This is a genomic window from Gordonia crocea, assembly GCF_009932435.1.
Lineage (GTDB): Bacteria > Actinomycetota > Actinomycetes > Mycobacteriales > Mycobacteriaceae > Gordonia > Gordonia crocea.
The window spans coordinates 1,891,877-1,914,557 of sequence record NZ_BJOU01000001.1 but is presented as its reverse complement, the minus strand read 5'-3'; the positions used below and the strand labels follow the sequence as shown (position 1 = coordinate 1,914,557).

General features: G+C 69.8%; 23 protein-coding genes and 1 tRNA gene. 2 read left to right on the top strand and 22 right to left on the bottom strand.

Features of this window, described 5'->3' with window-relative positions; all coding sequences use genetic code 11:
• Positions 1-71 precede the first annotated feature (71 nt).
• Positions 72-1,550, top strand: a complete 1,479-nt coding sequence (locus nbrcactino_RS09030) for a catalase (RefSeq protein WP_161927053.1) — start codon at positions 72-74, stop codon at positions 1,548-1,550.
• 27 nt (positions 1,551-1,577) lie between these two features.
• On the opposite strand, the gene nbrcactino_RS09025 is transcribed toward nbrcactino_RS09030, so the two are convergent.
• Positions 1,578-1,925, bottom strand: a complete 348-nt coding sequence (locus tag nbrcactino_RS09025) for an MFS transporter (protein WP_186343376.1) — start codon at positions 1,923-1,925, stop codon at positions 1,578-1,580.
• A 68-nt stretch (positions 1,926-1,993) separates the two neighbouring features.
• Here nbrcactino_RS09025 and nbrcactino_RS18560 point away from each other — a divergent pair, with 68 nt between their 5' ends.
• Positions 1,994-2,275 carry a Rossmann-fold NAD(P)-binding domain-containing protein gene (locus tag nbrcactino_RS18560; RefSeq protein ID WP_443093402.1) on the top strand — a complete coding sequence of 94 codons (282 nt, stop codon included), beginning with the start codon at positions 1,994-1,996 and terminating at the stop codon, positions 2,273-2,275.
• A gap of 206 nt (positions 2,276-2,481) precedes the next feature.
• Here the strand turns inward: nbrcactino_RS18560 and nbrcactino_RS09015 are convergent.
• From nbrcactino_RS09015 to nbrcactino_RS08915, 21 genes are all read right to left on the bottom strand, one after another.
• Positions 2,482-2,555 (bottom strand) — tRNA-Pro (locus nbrcactino_RS09015).
• Positions 2,556-2,633: 78 nt separating this feature from the next.
• Positions 2,634-3,446, bottom strand: coding sequence for an SDR family NAD(P)-dependent oxidoreductase (locus nbrcactino_RS09010; protein ID WP_161927051.1), 813 nt, complete (start codon positions 3,444-3,446; stop codon positions 2,634-2,636).
• A gap of 16 nt (positions 3,447-3,462) precedes the next feature.
• On the bottom strand, positions 3,463-4,266 hold the full coding sequence (locus tag nbrcactino_RS09005; RefSeq protein WP_161927050.1) for a heme ABC transporter ATP-binding protein: 804 nt from the start codon (positions 4,264-4,266) through the stop codon (positions 3,463-3,465).
• Entirely contained in the window at positions 4,263-5,327 is a 1,065-nt protein-coding gene (locus tag nbrcactino_RS09000; protein WP_371864517.1) for a FecCD family ABC transporter permease, read from the bottom strand. Before nbrcactino_RS09000 ends, nbrcactino_RS09005 begins: the two co-directional genes overlap by 4 nt.
• A complete protein-coding gene (locus tag nbrcactino_RS08995; protein ID WP_161927048.1) occupies positions 5,324-6,367 on the bottom strand; it encodes a heme/hemin ABC transporter substrate-binding protein in 1,044 nt (347 codons plus the stop codon). The genes nbrcactino_RS09000 and nbrcactino_RS08995 overlap by 4 nt, the downstream gene beginning before the upstream one ends.
• A 19-nt stretch (positions 6,368-6,386) precedes the next feature.
• Complete coding sequence (locus nbrcactino_RS08990) at positions 6,387-6,869, bottom strand: MTB12 C-terminal domain-containing protein (protein WP_161927047.1); 483 nt, start codon at positions 6,867-6,869, stop codon at positions 6,387-6,389.
• A 59-nt stretch (positions 6,870-6,928) separates the two neighbouring features.
• Entirely contained in the window at positions 6,929-8,368 is a 1,440-nt protein-coding gene (der, locus tag nbrcactino_RS08985; protein WP_161927046.1) for a ribosome biogenesis GTPase Der, read from the bottom strand.
• Entirely contained in the window at positions 8,365-9,051 is a 687-nt protein-coding gene (cmk, locus tag nbrcactino_RS08980; RefSeq protein ID WP_161927045.1) for a (d)CMP kinase, read from the bottom strand. Before cmk ends, der begins: the two co-directional genes overlap by 4 nt.
• The gene (locus nbrcactino_RS08975; protein WP_161927044.1) at positions 9,048-10,121 is read right to left on the bottom strand and encodes a pseudouridine synthase; all 1,074 of its coding nucleotides are present in this window, start codon (positions 10,119-10,121) and stop codon (positions 9,048-9,050) included. The genes cmk and nbrcactino_RS08975 overlap by 4 nt, the downstream gene beginning before the upstream one ends.
• Positions 10,122-10,126: 5 nt before the next feature.
• Positions 10,127-10,828 (bottom strand): SMC-Scp complex subunit ScpB, encoded by a 702-nt coding sequence (gene scpB, locus nbrcactino_RS08970; RefSeq protein WP_161927043.1) that lies wholly within the window; start codon positions 10,826-10,828, stop codon positions 10,127-10,129.
• Positions 10,825-11,670, bottom strand: a complete 846-nt coding sequence (locus tag nbrcactino_RS08965) for a segregation and condensation protein A (RefSeq protein ID WP_161927042.1) — start codon at positions 11,668-11,670, stop codon at positions 10,825-10,827. Before nbrcactino_RS08965 ends, scpB begins: the two co-directional genes overlap by 4 nt.
• Entirely contained in the window at positions 11,667-12,563 is an 897-nt protein-coding gene (locus tag nbrcactino_RS08960) for a ParA family protein (RefSeq protein ID WP_161927676.1), read from the bottom strand. Before nbrcactino_RS08960 ends, nbrcactino_RS08965 begins: the two co-directional genes overlap by 4 nt.
• Before the next feature lie 74 nt (positions 12,564-12,637).
• Complete coding sequence (gene xerD / locus nbrcactino_RS08955; RefSeq protein WP_161927041.1) at positions 12,638-13,543, bottom strand: site-specific tyrosine recombinase XerD; 906 nt, start codon at positions 13,541-13,543, stop codon at positions 12,638-12,640.
• A 26-nt stretch (positions 13,544-13,569) separates the two neighbouring features.
• The gene (locus tag nbrcactino_RS08950; protein WP_161927040.1) at positions 13,570-14,208 is read right to left on the bottom strand and encodes an NUDIX domain-containing protein; all 639 of its coding nucleotides are present in this window, start codon (positions 14,206-14,208) and stop codon (positions 13,570-13,572) included.
• A gap of 5 nt (positions 14,209-14,213) precedes the next feature.
• Positions 14,214-15,935, bottom strand: coding sequence for a CTP synthase (gene pyrG, locus nbrcactino_RS08945; protein WP_161927039.1), 1,722 nt, complete (start codon positions 15,933-15,935; stop codon positions 14,214-14,216).
• A 115-nt stretch (positions 15,936-16,050) separates the two neighbouring features.
• Entirely contained in the window at positions 16,051-16,968 is a 918-nt protein-coding gene (locus nbrcactino_RS08940; RefSeq protein ID WP_161927038.1) for a copper transporter, read from the bottom strand.
• Positions 16,969-16,984: 16 nt separating this feature from the next.
• Positions 16,985-18,169 carry a putative cytokinetic ring protein SteA gene (gene steA, locus nbrcactino_RS08935; RefSeq protein ID WP_161927037.1) on the bottom strand — a complete coding sequence of 395 codons (1,185 nt, stop codon included), beginning with the start codon at positions 18,167-18,169 and terminating at the stop codon, positions 16,985-16,987.
• A gap of 162 nt (positions 18,170-18,331) precedes the next feature.
• A complete protein-coding gene (locus nbrcactino_RS08930; RefSeq protein ID WP_161927036.1) occupies positions 18,332-19,165 on the bottom strand; it encodes a YsnF/AvaK domain-containing protein in 834 nt (277 codons plus the stop codon).
• 109 nt (positions 19,166-19,274) lie between these two features.
• Entirely contained in the window at positions 19,275-19,769 is a 495-nt protein-coding gene (locus tag nbrcactino_RS08925; RefSeq protein WP_161927035.1) for a YsnF/AvaK domain-containing protein, read from the bottom strand.
• Between the two features lie 90 nt (positions 19,770-19,859).
• Positions 19,860-21,638: a DNA repair protein RecN gene (recN, locus tag nbrcactino_RS08920; RefSeq protein ID WP_161927034.1), complete on the bottom strand. Its 1,779-nt coding sequence runs from the start codon at positions 21,636-21,638 to the stop codon at positions 19,860-19,862.
• The gene (locus nbrcactino_RS08915; protein WP_228460748.1) at positions 21,639-22,628 is read right to left on the bottom strand and encodes an NAD kinase; all 990 of its coding nucleotides are present in this window, start codon (positions 22,626-22,628) and stop codon (positions 21,639-21,641) included.
• Positions 22,629-22,681 lie beyond the last annotated feature (53 nt).

The following is a 22,681-nucleotide window of genomic DNA, read 5'->3' as shown; positions in this document are numbered from 1 at the left end:
CCGCGCCCGGCGCTGTGAGGCCCGGTTGCCCCGCCGGCCCGCGGGGATGACAACTTCAGGAGGAGACGGTCATGTCCGATTTCGACCCCACCAGTGATCACGATTCGACTCTCCCGTCCACAACGGAATCGGGTGCCCGCCGCGAGAACGACGCCCACTCGCTGAGCGTCGGAGCCAACGGCCCGCTTCTGCTGCACGACGTCGCCCTGGTCGAGAAACTCGCCCGGTTCGACCGGGAGCGCATCCCCGAGCGCAGCCCGCATGCCAAGGGATCCGGCGCCTTCGGCGAACTGGAGATCACCGGAGACCTCTCCGCTTACACCAAGGCCAAGGTGTTCCAGCCGGGAACGAAGACTCCGATGCTGGCCCGGTTCTCCACCGTCGCAGGCGAACTCGGGTCGCCGGACACCTGGCGCGATGTGCGCGGCTTCGCCTTGCGGTTTTACACCCAGGACGGCAACTTCGACATCGTCGGCAACAACACCCCGGTCTTCTTCGTCCGCGATCCGATGAAGTTCGCCGACTTCATCCACTCCCAGAAGAGGCTGCCCGATTCGGGCCTGCGCGACAACAACATGCAGTGGGACTTCTGGACGCTCTCGCCGGAGTCGGCCCACCAGGTCTCCTACCTGATGGGTGATCGCGGTCTGCCCAGGACGTGGCGCCACATGAACGGCTACTCGTCGCACACGTACATGTGGGTGAACGAGGCCGGCGACAGGTCGTGGGTGAAGTACCACTTCCTCACCGATCAGGGGGTGGAGAACATGACCAACGACGAAGCGGCGGCGATGGTCGCCGCAGACACCGACTTCCACCGCCGCGACCTGTTCGACTCGATCAAGAGCGGCGACTTCCCGTCCTGGAGCGTCGAAGTTCAGATCATGCCGTATGCGGAGGCCAAGGACTACCGGTTCAACCCCTTTGACCTCACCAAGACGTGGTCGAAGAAGGACTATCCGCGCATTCCGCTTGGGAAGTTCACCTTGAATCAGAATCCGGTGAACCACTACGCGCAGATCGAGCAGGCCGCTTTCAGCCCATCCAACACTGTCCCTGGAACCGGGGTGTCGCCGGACAAGATGCTTCTGGGCCGTGTGTTCTCCTACCCCGACGCCCAGCGAAACCGCTTGGGCACCAATTTCAACCAGCTACCGGTGAACCGCCCCGTCGTAGCGATCAATTCGTATGACAAGGAAGGGGCGATGCAGTTCACGCACAGCGGTGACGCCCCGGTGTACGCGCCGAACTCCTACGGTCGCGCCTTCCAAGACGCCCAGGGCGCGGTCGACAACGGCTGGGAGGCCGACGGTGAACTGGTGCGGACGGCCTACTCGCTGCACTCCGAGGACGATGATTTCGGGCAGGCCCACACCTTGGTGCGCGACGTATACAACGACGAGCAGCGGGCGCGGCTGGTGGAGACCGTCACCGGCAGCCTGCTCGGCGGGGTCGTCGAACCGGTGCTGTCCCGGGTGTTCGACTATTGGCGCAGCATCGACAAGGAAGTCGGCGACAGCATCGAGAAGGCCTATCGAGAGCAGGCCTGACCCCCACCGGGCCGCGACAGTTTTCCTCTATCCCTGCCCCCTGGCGCTGGGGACCGACGCGGCGATCAGTGCCGCGACGACCGATACCCCGCACCCGATGAGCAGGCTGACGATGAACGCGGCCTCGGTGGGAATGTCGTGCCCGCCGATCGAATGCGTCATCGACGCCACGATCCCGCCGACCGCCGCGGCCGCCACACTGGTGCCCAGCGAGCGCATCAATGAGTTGAAGCCGTTGGATGCGGCCTTCTCGTGCGCGGGGACGATCGCCATGATCAGTGCGGGCATGGCACCGAAAGCGAACCCCGTGCCCGCGCTGGAGATCACGCTCGCGGCCACCATCATCCATAGATTCCCGGTGGACACCGCTGCCACGGCATAGCCGAGAGGACGCGGTTCGCGAGAGCGGGGTCGCGTTCACGTTCATTCGAGCGGCCGGATTCATGTCCAACGTGCTGAGCTGGGCGCACCCCATCCGCAGTGAAGGCATTCTGCGCTCCTCGACAAGCGACGGCACGATCGCGTTCATCCACCCTGACGACATCGCCACCGTCTCGGCAACTGCGCTGATGACCCGCAGCTACGACGGAGAGGCACTGGTCATCACCGGACCACAAGCCTTGTCGTACCGAGAGATGGCGGACATGGTCGGCGCGGCGATCGGCAAAACCATCGACTACGAGGAAATCTCCGACCAGGAGGCCTGCTTGGGCGCCGACAACTAGGGAGGGGAAGGCCCGTACACCGACGCGCTCGTGGACATCTGGCGTGCCGTGCGGAAAGGTCGACTCGACACCGTGACCAACGAAGTAACACGAGTCACCGGGCAGCCACCGACCACCTTTGCCCAATGGGTTGCCGAGAACGTCGACTGCTTTCGGTAGCGTGGGCACAAACGACGATGACCAGCACATAAGTACTGGTCATTACGTCGGGCTGACAGGATTTGAACCTGCGACCACTTGACCCCCAGTCAAGTGCGCTACCAAACTGCGCCACAGCCCGTGGCTCCTCGCGGAGCACCCCGCAAGGCGGAGCGAAGATTACCCTAACGCACCGGGCCGCCAGATTCCCAATCGGCTCCTACTCCCGCTCGCGGTAGACCATCCGGGCCACCTGCAGATACGAGAGTCGTTCGGCCAAGCGGGTACTGACCCGGCCGACAGCGGCGTAGAACTTGGCGTCCTTGCCGATCACCACGCTCATCCGTCCGCCCAGCGCGGCGTCGACGATCTTGTCCGCGGCCTTCTCCGCCGGCATCGCAAAGGCCCGGGCCAACGCCTCGGGGGCGCCCAGTGTCTGCGAACTCTGGCGCACCAGATCGGTCCACACCGTCCCGGGTGACACGGTGGTCACCGTGACGCGGGACTTCGCATTGCGCAGGTCCTGGGCCAGCCCGTAGCCGAACTGGGCGACCGCCGCCTTCGACGCGCCGTATAGCGCGGCACCGGGCACCGGGACCATCGCGGCGAGGCTGGAGGTGATCACCACGACGCCGGCGTCGCGCTGCTCCAGCAGCGGGAGGAAGGCGCGTGTCATCGCGACGGTGCCGTAGAAGTTGACGTCGAGGATCTGCTTCATGCGGTCCTCGGCGATCCCCGCGGCCTTCTCGAAGTGCTGGGCGATACCCGCGATGTTGAACAAGCCGTCGACCTGGCCGTGCCGCTCGACGACGGCCGCCGGCAGCCGGTTCACCGCATCGGCGTCGGCGACGTCGAGCCGGTGGATGCTCAACCGCTCCCCTGCGCCGGCGTCGGCGGCCAGCCGCGCCAGCGCGACCTCGTCGAGGTCGGCGGCGGCCACCGTCGCACCCCGTTGCAGCAGCGCCAGGACCACGGCCTTGCCGATCCCGTTGCCGCCGCCGGTCACCACGAAGACGTTGTCCTCGACCTGCATCTGTCCTCCAGTCCGGTTACCCGTTGGTGTCGTTTCGGTGCCCGGATCGCTCCGGGAGGATCACGTGGCGCCCCTCGACGTCGTGGGCCCGCATCGGCAGCCCGTAGACCCGGCTGAGCAGGTCGTCGGTCAGGGTCTCCCGGGGCGGCCCCACCGCAACGATCCGACCGGATCCACCGGCATCGGGGGCGAGCACGGCGACCCGGTCGCTGTAGGCGGCGGCCAGGTTCAGGTCGTGGACGACGACGAGTGCGGCGGCCCCGGCCTTGACTTGGTCGGCGACGATCGCCATGACCTGCTCCTGGTAGTGCGGGTCCATCGCCGCGGTCGGCTCGTCGAGCAGCAGGATGGGTGTCCCCTGCGCCAGGACGCGGGCCAGGGCGACGCGGCCGCGCTCACCGCCGGAGAGGCTGCCGAAGCTGCGGCGGGCGAAGCCGGCCACGTCGCACGCCGCCATCGCCTCGGCCACGGCGGCCTCGTCGTCGCGGCTGTGCTCGGTCCGCGCCCACGCGTGCCGGGCCATCTGGACCACCTCGGCACAGGTGAAGGTGAAGCCGATGGTGTGCTCCTGCGGGAGGACCGCGCGCCGACGGGCCTGTTCGATCTTCGACAGGCCGCCGATCGGGTCGCCGAGCAGCTCGACGGTGCCCGAGGCGGCGTCCACGGTGCCCGCGATCGTTGACACGAGTGTCGATTTGCCCGCACCGTTGGGCCCGACCAGACACACCAGCTCGCCGGCTTCCAGGTCCAGCGACACCTCGGCCAGCACCGTCCGGTCCCCGCGGGAGACGGTGACCCCCGCCACCGACAACGCCGTCACAGCCAGCCCCCGCGCTTCATCTCGCGGCGCAGCAGCAGCAGAAAGACCGGCCCGCCCACCAAACTCGTGACCAGGCCGATCGGCAGCTCGCCGTAGGGGACGACGGTGCGCGCCGCCAAATCCGCCGCGGTCAACAGGCAGGCGCCGGCAATGGCGCTCGCCGGGATCAGGACCGCGTGGCGCGGTCCGACGACCAGCCGCATAAAGTGCGGCACCACCAACCCGACGAACAGGATGATGCCGCAGAAACTCACCGCCGCGGCCGTCAACAGGGCGACGACGACCACCGCCGCCCGCCGCAGCTTCTCGACGTCGACGCCGAGATGCCCGGCGGTGTACTCCCCCAACGCCAACAGGTCGATCCGGCGGGCCATGGCCATCGACACCGCCAGGCCGACCACCACCAGCACCGCGACCAGCAGGACCTGGTCCATCGTCGCGCGGTTGAGGCTGCCCATCTGCCAGAACACGATCTGGTCGCGCGCGGCGGGCGTTGCCCGGTAGGTGAAGAAGGCGATCAGACCGCCGGCGAAGGCGTTGACCGCGATGCCGGTGAGGATGAGGCTGACCACCTGGGTGCGCCCGGCCGACCGCGACGCGAGGTAGACGAACGCGGTGGTGACCAGGCCGGCGGCGAAGGCTCCCCCGGCCACAAAATATCCGGCGGCGCCGAGCCCGCCGAGCGCGATCACCCCGGATGCGCCGGCGGCGGCGCCGGAGGAGACGCCGATGACGCCGGGCTCGGCGAGCGGATTGGCGAAGATGCCCTGCAACACCGCGCCGGCGCAGCCGAGCGCCGCGCCGACCGCCAGCGCCAGGTAGACCCGCGGGATGCGCACCTGCCACAGCGTGTCCTCGCCGACCTGGTCGGGCAGCGGACCGATGGGAATGCTGATGTGGTGCAGCAGCGATCCGACGACCTGCGCCACCGGCACCGGGTTCTGCCCGGTCGCCATCGCATACAGCGCCACCGCCACGGTGACGGCGGTCGCCACCGCCAGCGCGACGCCCGCCCGTACCCGCCGGATCTCCCCGGCCGCCTGTGTGGTCGCCACGGTCAACCCCGGTACAGCGCGGTCGCCAGCGCCAGGGCCACCGTTCCGGTGCGGGGTCCGAAACTGAGCAGCTGTCCGTCGGACATGTCGATCACCGAACGGGTCCGCCCGGCCGGCGTCTGCGCGACACCGGGAACGCGCAGGAGCCCGTCGATGCCGCCGACCGAGGCCAACCCGTCGGTCATCATCAGCAAGACGTCGGGGGCCGCTTTGATCAGCCCCTCGGCGGTCAGCGAGGTGTAGGCATCGGTCAGTCCGGCGGCGGTGCCCGCGTCCTGCGCGCCGAGGAACTCGATCAACTCCGACGCGCCCGAGCCGGGCCCGCCCAGAATCATCAGACCGGTGCCCCGGGCATAGAGGAACGCCACTTTCGGCTTGGGTTTGAGGTGCGGGACCATCGCCTTGGCGCGCGCAATCTGCGCCTCGGTCTGCGCCACCAGCCTCTCACCGGCCGCCCGCACCCCGAGCGCGGCCGCGGTGGCCCGCAACTGGGCGGCGGTGTTGTCGATCGTCCGGGCGGGATCGCCGAGGACGACGGGGATCCGGGCCGCGCGCAGCCGCACCGCCAGCGTGGCGACGGACGGGATCGACGCGTCGGCGAGGACTACGGTGGGCCGCAAAGCCAGCAGCGCCTCCAGGTTGGCATTCGTGCCATCCGGTGTCAGTACCGGGATGTGTTCGGCCGCAGGGAATTTCGTCGCGATATCGCGGCCGACGAGGTTACCGCCCAACCCCAGGGCGAACACCGTAGTCCCGTAGGTGCCGAACCGGTCCAGCGCGACGATCCGGCTGACGTCGGTGACCGTCACGTTGGGCCCGTCGGCCGATGGCACCGTCGTCGGGAGTTGCGGCGACGGGTCGGCGGTGACCGCAACGGGGTTTTCGGGCACCGTGGCGGTCCGCGGCCCGGTCGGCACGACCGACACCGCCGGAGCACCCCCGCCGACGTCGAGAGGCGTCGTCGAGCAGCCGCCGACCACCATCAGGGCTGCGACCATCAGGGCGCAGGCCATCGGGGCGGCGGCCGCTCGGCGCACGGTCCTCATCGACAAGTGATGGCGGCGATCAGTGGTGTGAATGCGCCGCGCCCATGCCGACGAGGGCCTCGGCCGACTCCGCCGACAGCTTCCAGGTGCCGTTGACCTGGTTGAAGGTGTAGGGAACGGTCACCGGTCCCGGCGCATGCGGGCTGGCGACCTCGACCTGGGCCACCGCCTTGTCGGCACCCTGCGCCGCCACCGACTTCACGGTGAACTTGTCCGGCGTGTACCCGCCGCGCGACGCACTCTGCGCGAACCCGTGCACCTTCTCGCCCCACGAGGCATCCGTCGAATCCACCAGCGCGGCCGCGGCCTGCGGCGTGGTGGCCGGGTCGAGGAGGGTGCGCAGGATCTCCTGTGCCTTAGCGCTCTCCAGGCCCTGGGTCTGCACCACCGAAGGGGTGGTACCGGCCGTGTCGGAGGCCTCCTCGGAGTTGCTGCACCCGACGGCACCGAACAGGGCGACGGCGGCCAGGGCGGTCACGGCACCGGCAAAGCGAAGGTTCATGGGGTCTTCCTTTCGTCTCACCGGATGTCGTGCGACACCGGCTAAGGCCATCCTAAACTTCAGCGTTTGCGACGCTGCTCCCGCTTGTCGCGAACCCGCACGTTGATCCGCACCGGGGAGCCGTGGAACCCGAATTGCTCCCGCAGCCGCCGCTCCAGGAAGCGGCGGTACCCGGCCTCGAGGAAACCGGTGGTGAACAGGACGAACGTGGGCGGGCGCGTCGCCGCCTGGGTGGCGAACATGATGCGGGGCTGACGGCCGCCGCGCACCGGCGGCGGGTTGGCCGCGACGACGTCCTTGATCCAGTTGTTGAGCTGGCCGGTGCTGATCCGCTTGTCCCAGGAGTCCAGCGCCGATTCCAGCGCGGGGACGAGCTTGGCCACCGACCGGCCGGTCATCGCCGAGATGTTGACCCGGCTGGCCCACAGCACCCGGCTCAACTCGCGATCGATCTCCTTGTCCAGCAGGTAGCGACGGTCCTCGTCGACCAGGTCCCACTTGTTGAACGCGATCACCAGCGCACGCCCGGTCTCCACCACCAGGCTCAACACCCGCAGGTCCTGTTCGGTCAGGGTCTCCGAAGCATCGATCAGCAGGATGGCGACCTCGGCGGCCTCCAGCGCCGAGCGGGTGCGCAGCGAGGCGTAGTACTCGTGACCCGACGCGGTGCGCACCTTGCGGCGCAATCCCGCGGTGTCGACGAACAGCCACGGCTTCCCGTCGAGTTCGATCAACTCGTCGACCGGGTCGACCGTGGTTCCGGCCACGTTGTCCACCACCGAGCGCTCTTGCCCGGCCAGCTTGTTCAGCAGCGAGCTCTTGCCGACGTTCGGCTTGCCGACCAGTGCGACGCGGCGCGGCGCATCCGACGGCGCCACGACGCGGGTGCGTTCGGGCAACACCTTGAGCACCTCGTCGAGCAGGTCGCCGGCGCCGCGGCCGTGGGCGGCCGACACCGGGTGCGGTTCGCCCAGGCCCAACGACCACAGGGCGGCCGCGTCGGCCTCGGCCCGCTCGCTGTCGACCTTGTTGGCCGCCAGCAGGACCGGCACGTCGGCGCGGCGCAGCACCCGGGCGACGGCCTCGTCGGTGGCGGTCGGCCCGACGGTGGCGTCGACGACCAGCACGATCGCGTCCACGGCGGTCATCGCGCGCTCCGCCTGATCGGCGACCGCCTGCTGCAGCCCCTTGGCGTCGGGTTCCCAGCCGCCGGTGTCGACCACCATGAACGGGCGGCCCGACCAGCTCGCCTGGTAGGAGACCCGGTCCCGGGTCACCCCCGGCAGGTCTTCGACCACGGCCTCGCGGCGACCGAGGAACCGGTTCACCAGCGTCGACTTGCCGACGTTGGGCCGCCCGACGATGGCCACCGACGGCAGTACCGCGCTCGCATCGTCGGCCCCGCCGTCGCCCGCCGCGTCGACGAGCTCCCAGTCGGATTCGTCGGTCCACACCCCGTCGCCCGGGAGCGAGTCCGTCCCGAGAATCTCGTCGCTCACCGTCGCACCCCGATCCGTTGGTCCACCATGTCGATCAACCCCGCCAACACCTGTTCCAGGGTGAGTCCGCTCGTATCCAGCTCGACCGCGTCATCGGCGCGGCGCAGCGGCGACGCGGCCCTCGTCGAATCGAGGTGGTCGCGCCGGTTGACGCTGGCCAGCACCTCGTCGAGGTCGCTGTCGCGCCCGGCCGCCACGTTCTGCCGGTGCCGCCGCAGGGCGCGCTCCTCCGGCGTGGCGGTCAGAAAGACTTTCAGAGCCGCGTCGGGGAACACGACCGTGCCGATGTCGCGGCCCTCGACGACCACGAAGCGGCCCTGTGCCACGCGGCGCTGCAATTCGACCATCTGCTCGCGCACCCGCGCATTGGCGGCCACCGCCGACACCGTGTTGGTCACCTCGTCGCCGCGGATCGCGGTGGAGACGTCCTCGCCGTCGAGGATCACGATGGCGCCGTCGGGCCCGTCGTGCAGATCGATCGCAAGGGTTCCGACGAGGTCGGCGACCGCATCGTCGTCGTCGGGCGCGACTTCGCCCCGCAACACCGCCAGGCTGGCCGCGCGATACATCGCGCCGGTGTCGAGGTATTGCGCCCCGACCCGCTGCGCCAACTGGCGCGACACCGTGGACTTTCCGGTGCCCGCGGGTCCGTCGATGGCGACGACCTGCGTCTGGCCGGTCACAGTCCGACCGCCTGGTAGAGCGCACCGATTTCGTCTCGGCCGAGGACCCGCAGCGAACCGGGCCGCTGGTCGCCGAGGTGGATCGGGCCGACGTCGGTGCGGACCAGCCGGGTCACCGGGTGCCCGAGGTGGTCCAGGAGTCGGCGGACGATGCGGTTGCGGCCCTCGTGCAGCGTGATCCGCAGGACCGAGGCCCCGTCCCACACCTGCAGGGGGACGAATTCGTCGACGGTCACCGGCCCGTCGTCGAGGGTGATCCCGGCGCGCACGTGGCGCGACAGCGAGCGCGGCACCTCGCCGCGCACGGTCGCCAGGTAGGTCTTGGGCACCTCGAACGACGGGTGCATCAGCCGGTGGGCGAGGTCGCCGTCGTTGGTCAACAGCAACAGGCCCTCGGTCTCGGCGTCGAGCCGGCCGACGTGGAACAGGCGCTGCCCGGCCATGACGCGCTCGGCCACCAGGTCGCCGACGCAGGGCCGCCCCTGGTCGTCGGCCATCGTAGAGTGGTAGCCGTTGGGCTTGTTGAGCGCAAGGTAGGTCATGTCCTCGTCGACGAGGACGCGGATCCCGTCGACGCGCACGATCACCTGGCGGGGGTCGACGCGCATCCCCTGCTCGGTGACGACGACGCCGTCCACGCTCACCCGGCCGGCCGCGATCATCTCCTCGGCGCCGCGGCGCGAGGCGACCCCGGCCGACGCGAGGACCTTCTGCAACCGGGTGCCCGACGGGTTGTACGGGTCCGAGGCGCGGTGGTCGGCGCCGATGAACTCGCCCTCGGCGCGCAGCTCGACGTCGCCGCGCTGCCGTTTGGCGGGTTTGGCGTTGTTGAGGCGGACCTTGCCCGTCTCGGCGTCGACCCGGGCGCGCTGCCGGGGCTTGCCGGCCGTCTTGCCGTGCGCCTTCTTCGGTGCGCCCTTCTTCGGTGCGCCCTTGCCGGGACCGCCCTTTCCGGAGCCGCCCTTGCCCTGGGCGCCGTTCCCGGCGGAGTGTTTCCCGGCGGTGCCACCGTCTTGGGTGCCGCGTGTTCGTCGGGATCCCGGTGTGCCGTCTCGGCTAGCGGATGCCATAGTCCTCAGTCCTGCTCGTCGTCGCGTGCCGCCGCTGTTGCCGCGGCCGCCGCATCATCCGATTCTGCCTGGCCAGCGTCCAGTTTGGCGAATCGCGGATCGGATGTGAGTTCCTCGGAGAGGTCCTCGATGAGGTCGACGTCGGGCAGCAGCGGCCCCAGGTCGGGCAGCTCCCCCAGCGACGCGAGTCCGAGCCGCTCCAAGAACAATTCGGTGGTGCCGTACATCGTCGCCGAGGTCTGCGGGTCGGTGCCGGCCTCGTTGATGAGGCCGCGGGCGACCAGGGTGCGGATGACGCCGTCGACGTTGACCCCGCGGATCGCCGAGACGCGGGCCCGGGTGACCGGCTGCCGATAGGCGATGACGGCGAGCGTCTCCAGGGCGGCCCGGGTCAGTTTCGTGCGGGCGCCGTCGAGGAGCAGCCGCTCGACGTAGGGCGCGAACTCCGCCCGCGTGTAGAAGCGCCAGCCGTCGGCGGTGAGCCGCAGGTCGATCCCGCTGCCCGCGGCGGTGAGGTCGTCGGACATCACCGTCAGCATCGTTTTGACCCGCAACCGGTCCTGGTCGGTTGCGGTCGCCAACTCCTCCACCGAGACCGGGGTGTCCACCACGAGCAGGACGGCCTCGAGCGCGGACCGCAGCTCGGCGTCGTCGAGGTGGATCGCATCCTCGGAATCGAGGGTCGTCTGGGTCGAGTCGTCGCTCATCCGTATTCCTCCGCTCGGTCCATGGTCAAGTCCTCGGCGTCGCGGTCGCCGGTCCAGTTCACGGTGAGCACCCCCAGGGCCTCCTCCTGCTCGAACCCGACGGCCCGCTCGCGGTACAACTCCAGCAGGCCGAGGAACCGTGCGACGACCTCCAGCCCGTTGGCGCACTCGGCGACAAGCTCGCCGAAGGTCATCGTGCCGCCCGGCGCGGTGCGCAGCAGCACGGTCAGCCGCTTGGCCTGTTCGGGCACCGACACCTTCGGGATGTGCAGGTGGTCGAGTCCGACGGTGGGCACCGGTTTGGGCGTCAGGGCGATCGCCGCGACCTCGGCGAATCCCCTCGCGTCCACCCCGAGCGTGACCTCGGGCAGCAACTCGGCGAACTGGTCTTCCAGCGCGACCGCACGCGGATACCGCTGCAGCGCCGTCGCCTCGAGTTCGGCGAACAAGGCGGCCGCCTGCTTGTAGGCCCGGTATTGCAGCAGCCGCGCGAACAGCAGGTCGCGGGCCTCCAGCAGGGCGAGGTCCTCCGGGTCGTCGACCTCGCCGGACGGCAGCAGCCGCGCCGCCTTCAGGTCGAGCAGGGTGGCCGCGACGACGAGGAACTCCGTCGTCTGCTCCAGGTCCATCGCCTCGCCCATGGCCTTGGTGTAGGCGATGAAGTCGTCGGTCACCGCGTGCAGGGCGACCTCGGTGACGTCGAGGCGGTGCTGGCTGATCAACGACAACAACAGGTCGAACGGGCCCTCGAAGTTGTCCAACGAGACCCGGAACCCGGGTTCTCCCCCGGCCTCGGGAGTCTCCTGCGAATCCTGCGCCGTCGGCTCGGTGGGCGCAGTCATCGAGCCCCGGCGCCGCGGGCGATGATCTCGGCTGCGACGTCGCGGTAGGCGTTGGCGCCGGCCGACTTCGGCGCCCACGAGATGATCGGCTCCCCGGCCACACTCGTCTCCGGGAAGCGGACGGTCCGGTTGATCGCGGTGTCGAACACGACGTCGCCGAAGACCTCGACCACGCGCGCCATCACCTCGCGCGAGTGCACGGTGCGGGGGTCGAACATGGTGGCCAGGATCCCGCCGATCTCCAGCCGCGGGTTCAACCGGTCGCGGACCTTGTCGATGGTGTCGGTGAGCAGCGCGAGCCCGCGGAGGCTGAAATACTCGCACTCCATCGGGATGAGCACCGAATCCGAGCAGGCCAGGGCGTTCACGGTCAGCAAACCCAGCGACGGCTGGCAGTCGATCAGGATGTAGTCGTAGCGGTCCACGACAGGGTGCAGCGCCCGTCCCAGCGTCTGCTCCCGGCCCACCTCGTTGACCAGTTGGATCTCCGCGGCCGACAGGTCGATGTTGCTGGGCAGCAGGTCCATTCCCTCGACGCGGGTGCGCTGCAGGACGTCGTCGATCGAGGCGATCGGCGGCACCAGCAGGTTGTGCACGGTCTGCTCGAGTTCGTGGTGGGCAACGCCGAGGCCGGCCGACAGCGCCCCCTGGGGGTCGAGGTCGACCAGCAGGACCCGGCGACCGTATTCGGCGAGCGCCGCGCCGATGTTGATCGTCGACGTGGTCTTGCCCACGCCGCCCTTCTGGTTGCAGACCGCGACGATGCTGGCCGGGCCGTGCGAGGACAGCGGTGCCGGCTGCAGGATCGGCCGCACCGGTCGACCGGTGGGGCCCACCTCCCCAGGGTCGGCGTTCTCGGCCTCATCGTCGACGCCGGAATCACTCACCGACATCGTGTACTTGTCGTCGGGCGCCGGCGTGCTCACAGGCCGTGACTCCTCTCGTCCACTCGCTGATTGTGTCCACCCTAGCGGGCGCGGGGGTGTGCCGTGGCGTAGACCTCGCGCATGGTCGAGACCGTTACCAGGGTGTAGACCTGCGTCGTGGTCACCGAGGCGTGCCCCAGGAGTTCTTGGACGACGCGGACATCGGCACCACCGTCGAGCAGGTGCGTGGCGAAGCTGTGCCGGAGCGTGTGTGGCGACACCGTCGCGGTGATCCCCGCGCGGTGTGCGGCGTCGGCCAGGATCTGCCAGGCGCTCTGCCGCGACAAGCGGCCGCCGCGGGCGTTGAGAAACACCGCCGGCCCGCTGCGCGCCGATGCCAGCGCGGGCCGGGCCCGCACCAGATAGGCCTCGACGGCGTCGACGGCGGGGCCGCCGATCGGGACCAGCCGCTGCTTGCCGCCTTTGCCGCGCAGCAATACCGTGCGGTGCTCGAGGTCGAGGTCGTCGACGTCGAGCGAGACGACCTCGGTGATGCGCGCCCCGCAGCTGTAGAGCAATTCCAGTAGGGCCCGGTCGCGCAACCCGCGCGGCTCGTCGCCGCCCACACAGGCCAGGATCGCCCCGACCTCGTCGACCGACAAGGCTTTGGGCAGCCGCTGGGCGGGCTTCGGCGGCCGCACGGCGCGCGCCGGGTCGTCGGCGGCCATCCCCTCGGCGACGGCGAACTTGTGTAGTCCCCGCGTCGCGACGAGGGTCCGGGCGATCGAACTCTCCGCCAGCGGCTCGCGGGCCTCGCCCCCGTCGGTTTCCGGCGAGCGCAGGGCGACGAGGAAGTCCCGGACGTGCCCCTCCTCGACCCGGCCGAGATCCTCGATCCCGCGGGCGAGGAGGAACTCCCGGTAGCGCCGCAGGTCGCGGCGGTAAGAGGCGACGGTGTTGGCCGCCACGCCGCGCTCGACCACCAGGTGGTCGAGGTAGCGGTCCACCTGCTCGTCGAGGGCGGGCGGGGTGGTCAGTCGCGCTCACCCCGCGCGGCTTTGCGCCGGTCAAAGGCCCGGGGCCGATCGGTCCACGGTGCGTCGACCGGTCGTGCCGTCGCGGTACCGTCGACGACGCGCGTGGCGGCGAGGATCCCGGCCACCGCCGTCGCGTTCACGATGTCGCCGCGCAGCGCCATCGCCGCTGCCTCGTCGAGGGCCACCCATGACCAGCGCAGGTCGGCCTCCTCGTCGGCGCGCTCGGCCGCCGGCAACGCGCGCAGGCCGCGGGCCAGGTAGACCCGCAGCGCCTCGTCGGTGAAGCCGGGAGACACCGCCAGGTCCACGAGGACCTCCCACCGATCGGCCGCCAGGTCGACTTCTTCGGCGAGCTCGCGCGCAGCCGCGTCGACCGGGTCCTCCCCCGGCGCGTCGAGCAATCCTGCGGGCAGCTCCCACAACCGCCTGCCCAGCGGGTGCCGGTACTGCTCGATCAGCGCGATGCGCCCCTGGTCGTCGAGTGCCACGACCGCGACGGCGCCGTCGTGCTCGACGACCTCGCGCTGCTTGACGCCACCGCCGGGCATCTGCACGTCGTCGACGCGCAGCGCCAAGATCGCGCCGTCATAGCGAACCGCAGATCCGGCGACGGTGAACTCGTGCCCGCCCGACATCGCGGCTACTCCGCGGCGACGGGAGCGGCGTCGTCGTCGCGGCGCGGGATCTCCACCGGCAGCCGCTCGGCGGCCTTGTACTCGATGGCCGCTTCGATCAAGCCGCTGAACAGCGGATGGGGACGCGTCGGGCGCGACTTGAGCTCCGGGTGCGCCTGCGTGGCGACGAGGAACGGGTGCTGCTCGCGCGGGTACTCGACGAACTCCACCAGGCGGCCGTCCGGCGACGTGCCGGAGAACACCAGGCCCGCCTCGGCGATCTTGTCGCGGTAGGCGTTGTTCACCTCGAACCGGTGGCGGTGGCGCTCGGTGACCTCGGTGGTGCCGTAGGCGCGGGCCACCTGGGTACCCTCGCCGAGGACCGCGGGATAGGAACCCAGGCGCATGGTGCCGCCCAAGTCCGCCTCGCCGGCCACCGCCTGCTCCTGGTCGGCCATCACCGAGATGACCGGGTGGGTGGACTCGGGTTCGAATTCCGCGGAGTTCGCGTCGTCGAAGCCGACCGAGCGGGCCGCCTCGATGACGACGCACTGCAGGCCCAGGCACAGCCCGAGCAGCGGGATGCCGCGGCGCCGCGCGTAGCGGATGGCGCCGACCTTGCCCTCGATGCCGCGGATGCCGAAGCCGCCGGGGACGACGATCGCATCCACGTCGCCGAGTTCGGCCTGCGCCCCGGCGTCGGTCGCGCACAGGTCGGACTGGACCCAGACGATCTCGGTGCGGGCCCGGTGGGCGAACCCGCCCGCCCGGATGGCCTCGGTCACCGACAGGTAGGCGTCGGGCAGGTCGACATACTTGCCCACCAGCGCGACCCGCACGGTTTCCCGCGGCTCGTGCACGCGGCGCAGGAGTTCGCCCCACACCGACCAGTCCACGTCGCGGAACGGCAGGCCCAGCTTGCGCACGACATAGGCGTCGAGGCTCTCGGCGTGCAGGACCTTGGGGATGTCGTAGATGCTCGGGGCATCCGGGGTCGAGATGACGCCCTCGATGTCGACGTCGCACATCAGCGCGATCTTCTGCTTCAACGATTCCGGGACGTCCCGGTCGCAGCGCAGGATCAGCGCGTCGGGCTGGATGCCGACGTTGCGCAGCGCGGCCACCGAGTGCTGCGTCGGCTTGGTCTTCAGCTCGCCCGACGGCGCCAGGTACGGCACCAGCGACACGTGGAGGAAGAAGACGTTGTCACGGCCGACGTCGTGGCGGATCTGGCGCGCCGCCTCGATGAACGGCTGCGACTCGATGTCGCCGACCGTGCCGCCGATCTCGGTGATGACGACATCCGGCCGGATCCCGTCGTCGCCCGGTTCGCGCATGTCCAGGACACGGCGCTTGATCTCGTCGGTGATGTGCGGGATGACCTGGACGGTCTGGCCCAGGTACTCGCCGCGCCGCTCCTTGGCGATCACCGTCGAATAGACCTGCCCGGTCGTGACGTTGGCCGCCTGGGACAGGTTCACGTCGAGGAACCGCTCGTAATGGCCCACGTCGAGGTCGGTCTCGGCGCCGTCCTCGGTGACGAAGACCTCACCGTGCTGGAACGGGTCCATCGTGCCCGGGTCGACGTTGAGATAGGGGTCGAGCTTCTGCATCGTGACGTGCAGGCCGCGTGCGGTCAGCAACTGTCCGAGGCTCGACGCGGTCAGCCCCTTGCCCAGCGAGGAAGCAACACCGCCGGTGACGAAGATGTGTTTGGTGCCGGCACTGCCGTGGCGCAAAGGTCGCAAGCGGACTCTCCCGATTTGGTATCCAATCGGGGGTGAAAACCCCCGTTACCTACGGGACTTCACGGTAACACTTCTCGATCGAAAAACCCGCATCACGCGGCCGACACGTCGGTGCTCAGGCTTCGGGTGTGATGGCCGTCGCGCCGGCGCCGATACCGAAGGCCGCCGGCTTGCCCGTGGTCGCCTGGCGCAGCGCCAGGACGGTGGTGATCCGGCCGATCGGCTGATTGACGTTGTCGACGGTGGCCACCGAGTTGGACAACGACGGATCGGAGCGCACGATTGCGATGGGCGATCCGCCCTTCGTCGAACCGGTGCGCCCGGCCAGCACGCCGCCGAAGCCCCGTGCCGCGAAGGTGGCCGCAAAGCGGCCGACCAGCTGCCCCTGCGCGCCGGAGTCGGCGGGGAATGCCCCGCCGGTCACCACGACGACGAGTTGGCCGGGTGAGACGGCCCGATCGGTGTAGTTGATGAAGCCCGCCTCGCGCAGCGATTGCAGGGCGGCGTCGACTTCGGTCGCCGAGACCTTCCCGCGTGTCGGCCCGGTCTGCAGCAGCAGGCCCAGCAGGTCGCCCAGCCGCCCGCCCGAGTCGGTCAGCTCCGGCCGCAGGTTGCGCCCCGGCGGGATCGACTGATCGATGATCGACCGCAGCTTCTCACTCTCGCGGTCGCGCAGCAGGGCGGTGGTCAATCCGAGTTGCCCGCCGAAAGCGGCACCGGCGGCCGACAAGGACTCCTTGACCGCGGTCACGTCGTCGTCGGCGGCGTTGGGCGCGGTGACCACCACGACCTTGCGCCCCTTCAGCTGGTCGTGCAGCAGCCGCGGGGCAACCGCGTGCGCGAAGCCGTCCGAGGCGTTGCGCGCGGCGTTCGCCTCGTCGAGTTGGTCGTTGAGGTCGCCGATCTTGTCGCGGCTGGTGCCGGTCAGCGAGTTGACCTTGTCGCCGATGAAGCCGGTTCCCAGGAACAGGCCGAGGACCAGCGCCGCGAAGACGGCGACCAGGGAGATGGCGTGGTGGCGCAGCGAGATCACTTACGGGCGCCCCGGGTCATCCGACGAGCCCGGCGACCCAGTCCGCCAACCGGTGCCATTGCTCGACGAGGAAGTCCACGACGACGGCACCGCTGTCGGAGAGCAGCAGCGCGGCGATCACCGCCACCAGGGCGGCGAGGACGAGTAGCGCGATGCCGACGCCGGAGCCGCGGGTGCGGTAGAGCGAGGAGACCGCGCGCGCGTCGACGAGCTTGGGCCCGACCTTGAGGCGGGTCAAGAACATCGCGGGGTTGCTCTCCGGATGGGACCGGTCGAAGAAGTCGTCGAGCCCGCCGCCGTAACCCACCGTCACGATCAGGTCGGCGCCGTGGTGGTCGGCGAGCAGCAGCGCCAGATCGGTGGCCGCGCCGGCCGCCGGGAACGTGATGGCACCGACGCCCAGGTCTTGGATGCGGGTGAGACCGGCCGCGTGGCCGTCGGTGTCGGCCGGCAAGACCAGTTGGGCACCGCACCGCAGGGTGTCACGACTGATGTCGTCGGGGTCGCCGACGATGAGGGCGGGCCGGTGCCCCGCCTTCACCAGGGCGTCGGCGCCGGTGCCGACACCGATCATGATCGGCGAGTACTCGCGGATGAACGGCTTGAGCGCGCGCAACTGAGCGGCGTTGTCGGGCCCACCCGCGACGATGACGACGTGCGTCCCGTCGAGGTCGACGTCGACGTCGGGCACGCCGACTCCGTCGATGAGCAACGGCGACTCGCTGCGCAGGTATTCGATGGCGTTGCCGGAGAAGGCTTCCAGATGGTCGACGACACCGGCCTTGGCATCGATCATCTGGTCGGCGACATCGGTCTCGGTGAGTTCGTCGCCCAGGCCGACGCGGCGCTCGCCGATGTAGAGCCGGTCGTCGTGGATGCGGACCTTCACCCCGTCGCGCACCTTCTTGAAGACGTCGGCGCCGACGTTGTCCAGCAGCGTGATCCCGGCGGCGACCAGCACCTCGGGGCCCAGGTTGGGGAATCGCCCGGTGATCGACGGTGACGCGTTCACCACCGCCTCCACCTCCGCTTTCACCAGCGCGTCGGCGGTGACCCGGTCCAGGTCGATCTCGTCGAGGATGACCACGTCACCCGGACCGACGCGGCCGAGCAACCGCTTCGTGTCCTTGTCGATCCTGGCGATTCCGGTAGTGCCAGGCAGGTGTGCGTGGGAACGGGTGAGCGCGGCAGGCATCTTCATAGGGGTCATCATGGGCGGTGTGCCGGGGCAAAGCACGAAGGCGCGCCGTAACATCAACCACTTTTGTCACACCAATCGCATCCGTACCAGGCGTCGACGACACGACAAAGCCCCGTTCCGCCGGTGGCGGAACGGGGCTTTGTTGCGATGGTGACGGCCGGACTAGGTGGTCGCGTCGCCGTAGGGCTGTTCGTCGAACTCGAGCTCCTCGCGCCGCGTCTGACCGGTGACGCGCTGCGTCCGGGTCTGGCGCTCCTTGCCGAATTCGACCTGGCCGATCCGGCGGACCCGCTTGCCGACCTCGACCTCTTCGCCGCGCAGCTCGATCTCGAACACGCCTTCCTCGAAGGCGTAGTTCGGGTCGACGACGTCGTCGTTGAGCTCCGTGCGGTTGACGGTGAGCTTCTCCTCGAAGACGTCGACGTCGAGCGAGGCGTTGTCGACCACGACCTTCTTGTGCACCTTGACCACACCGGTGGGCACCTCGCGCTTGGCCGCGACCAGGTCTTCGGCGTGCAGCGCCACGGTACGGGCGGCCTCGGCGGCCGGCACGGCGGCCGCGGGCACCGCAGCGGCCGGCACGGCGGCCGCGGGCACCGCAGCGGCCGGCACCGGCTCGGCGTCGGGGGGCTCGGTCGTCGCTTCCGCGGCGGCGGGCTCGGGTGCCGTCTCGGCAGCCGGAACCGGCTCGGGGGTGGGCTCGGGAACGGCCTCTGCGGCCGGCGCCTCGGCGGCCGGCTCGGCCACCGGAGCAGGACCGCCGACGGCGACCCATTCGCCCTCGGCGACCTGGGCGGCAGTCAGGTCGAGGCGGATGAAGTCCGGCTCGAAGGCCGCGACACCGCTCTCCGCGAGCAGCATGTTGGCCGCGGTGTTGTGGATATCGACCACCAAGTCGGCACCCTGGGTATCGGCGACGGTACCGACCTCGGCGCCGTCGCGGGAAACCACCGGGGTCCCCACCTTGATGTCATATCCGGCGAAAGTGACAATCATTTCGCATTCCCTCCGTTAAGTCGTCTAACCGCTTTGTCCGTCGTTGCATGCATCATGTCAGGTTGATCCACGATGACGCAGCCTGTCTTGTCGATATTCCGTCGAATCGCTACGCGTCATCCGCGGGGTCCGTCTTGACCGGCCCCGGCGAGCCTCCTGTGTCGATCGGGATCTCGGTGCGCACCCGGTGATGGGGGTCGACCTGCACGACATCGACCCGCTGCCGCCGCACCTCGCCGTCCACCACCACGTTCTTGGTCTTGCGGAGCCGGGTGACGCGCACTTCCTCGCGTACGACCAACCGCTTCACGACGACGATCTCTTCTTCGACGACCGGTACGACGAAGGTGTCCCCGTCCCAATACGGTGTCGGCACCTCGTCGACCTCGCGGTCCTCGACCGGCACCCGGTCGACCTCGACGAATTCCCGGCTCACCGGAACCGAGATCTCCTCGTTCTCGGTGACGACCGACGTCCGGACCTGTGCGATTCCGGTGACCACTTCACGGGTCTGCGCGGTCAAATATTCCTGGTGCAGACCGACGGTCATCTTCCCCGGCTGCGGAGAATCCGGGTTCTCTGCAGTATCTCGCGTCACATCCATAACGAACAGACTAACGCTGAACGGCGAGATTTGTGGAGTCGGCGTATGTATTCTGCCCTCGAAGGGTTACCGATCTGGAATACGACGGCGTCACTGCTCGCGGTCGGATTGTGCCATTGAGAGCAATTCTTCGGCATGCGCCCGACCGGTCTCGGTATTGCCCATACCGGCCAGCATTCGGGCCAACTCGCCGACCCGCTCGTCGCCGCTCAACGTCGCCACGGTGCTCGTCCGGCCGCCTTCCTCCTTGCCGATGACCACGTGGTGATCGGCGAAGGCCGCCACCTGCGGCAGGTGCGTGACGACGATGACCTGGTGGTTGCGCGCGAGGCGTGCCAACCGGCGGCCGATCTCCACCGCCGCGCGCCCGCCGACCCCGGCGTCGACCTCGTCGAACACCATCACCGATCCCCCGTCCGGCGAGGCGAGGACGACCTCGAGGGCGAGCATCACCCGCGACAACTCGCCACCGGAGGCGGACTTCGCGATCGGCAGCGGCGCGGCATCGGCGTGCGGGACGAGGGCGAACTCGACGATATCGGCGCCGTGGGCCCCGACGTGGCACCGGCGACCGGCCACGGTCACGGTTCGGCGCTGGGCCGGTGAAACCGCGGGCGCGACACCGTCGCCGCGCTCGGTCTCGTCGTCGCACACGTCGGGAACAACCGTGACCCGCAGTGCGGCATCACCCATGGCCAATCCGCCCAGTTCCTCGGTGACACGCGCGGCCAGCTTCTCCGCGGCCTGCACGCGCAGGTCGCGCAGCGCCCCGGCGCGGGCCACGACCTCATCGGCCGCCGCATCCACCGATGCGGCCAGCTCGTCGATCGACTCGGCCGGATGATCGATCTCGGCCAACCGCTCGCGCGCCTGCTCCCACCACTGCCGCACCCCGTCGATGTCCGGGGCGTACTTGCGGGTCAGGGTCTTGAGCTCGCCCTGGCGGACGAGCAGTTGGTCCAACTCGGCAGCGTCCTCAGGCAGAGCGCCGAGGATGTCGGAGAGATCGGACGCCAGGTCGGTCACCACGGCCAGCGCCTCCTGCACGCGCGGCACCAACTCCTCGAGCCCGGCATCCCCCGAGGAACCCAGCAGGGTCCGCACCTGGCCGAGGTCGCTGATCACCCCGGCGCCGCCCTCGCCGTCGCCGGACAGCAGGGCGTGACCCTGTGCGCCGGCCGCCCGGACTGTTTCCAAATCGGTCAGCCGCTTGATCGTCGCGGTCAGCGCATCGTCCTCCCCCGGCTGCGGGTCCACCGCATCGAGTTCGCGGACCGCGAACCGCAGCCGGTCGGCCTCCTGCGCCAGCTCGAAGACATTGGCCCGGCGCTGCGCCAACTCGTCGGCGAGCTGGATCCAGCGCGACCTCGCGCCGCGGTAGGCCGCCAGCTCCGCATCGACCGCGGCCCCGGCGAACCGGTCGAGCGCGGCCCGCTGCTGGTCGGGGCGCAACAACCGCAGCTGATCGTTCTGCCCGTGGATGGTCAGCATCGAGGTGGTGACCTGGCCCAGCACGCCCACCGGTACCGACCGACCGCCGAGATGCGCGCGGGAACGCCCATCGGAACCCACCGTGCGCATCGCGATCAGCGACTCGTCGTCGTCGGCCTCGGCGCCCGTCGATTCCAGCACCTCGGCGATCACCGGCGACTCGTCGGAGATGCGGAACCGCCCTTCCACCACTGCCTTGGCGTGCCCGGTGCGCACCCGGCTGGCATCTGCCCGCCCGCCGGAGAGCAGGTGCAGGCTGGTCACGACCATCGTCTTACCCGCACCGGTCTCACCGGTCAGGACGGTGAAGCCCGGGCCGAACTCGGCGGAGGCGTTTTCCAGGACGCCCAGGCCGCTGATCGACAACTCCTCCAGCATCTATGCATCCCCCCTGTGCCGTCCGCGGGATGTGCGCCGTCCGCGCCAACCGGTGACCGGCAGGCTGAACTTGGTCACCAGGCGGTCCGCGAAGGGCTCGGCGTCGATCCGGACCCACTTGACCGACTGGTGGCTGCGTACCGCTTCGACGCGGGCCCCCGGCGGCAGCGGGAAGACCCGGCGACCATCGCTGATCGCAAGTGCCGGGTAGGGCGACTCGACCTCGACAGCCACGCGGGAATGCGGGGAGGTGACCATTGGGCGGGCGAACAGCGCGTGGGCGTTGCTGGGTACGACGAGGATCGCCTCCAGGTCCGGCCACATCACCGGGCCGCCGGCGGAGAACGCGTAGGCGGTGGAGCCGGTGGGGGTGGCGATCATGAGGCCGTCGGCTCCGAACGCCGACACCGGGCGCCCATCGACCTCCGTGATGAGCTCGAGCACGCCACGGTGTTGGTCGTTCTGCACGACCACCTCGTTCAGCGCCCATGTCCGCCCGATCGTCGTCCCGTCGGGACCGATAATCGTGACGTCGAGGGTCATCCGCGGCTCGATCGTGTACCGCCCCTCGATCAAGCGGGACATCACTTCCTCGATGGAACCGGCCTCTGCCTCGGCGAGAAAGCCGATATGGCCCAGATTGATACCGATGGCCGGGACCGCCGCCGGATAGGCCAGTTCAGCCGCCCGCAGGAACGTGCCGTCGCCCCCGAGGGCGATCACCACCTCGCATCCCCGGGCCGCGGCATCGTCGGCGTCGACGCGCGTCACCGTGGCACCGACCGCGCGGAGCCGGTCGAGATCGACTTCGGCGCGCGCAACCGGGTCGCGGACGTCGGTGTCGACGATCCGCAGGCTGACCCCGCCCTGCGCACAGCGCCGGGCGATCGCGTCGAGGGCAGCGGTGAGCTCGTCGCGTCCGGTGTGCGTGACGACGACGAATGTCCGGCCGCCCGACTCCGGCCCGATCCCCAACTCTGCGCTGCTCACAACCCGTGCTCGCTTCCTGTTCTGCCCCGGCGCGTCGGTCTGCCGGGTCCCGG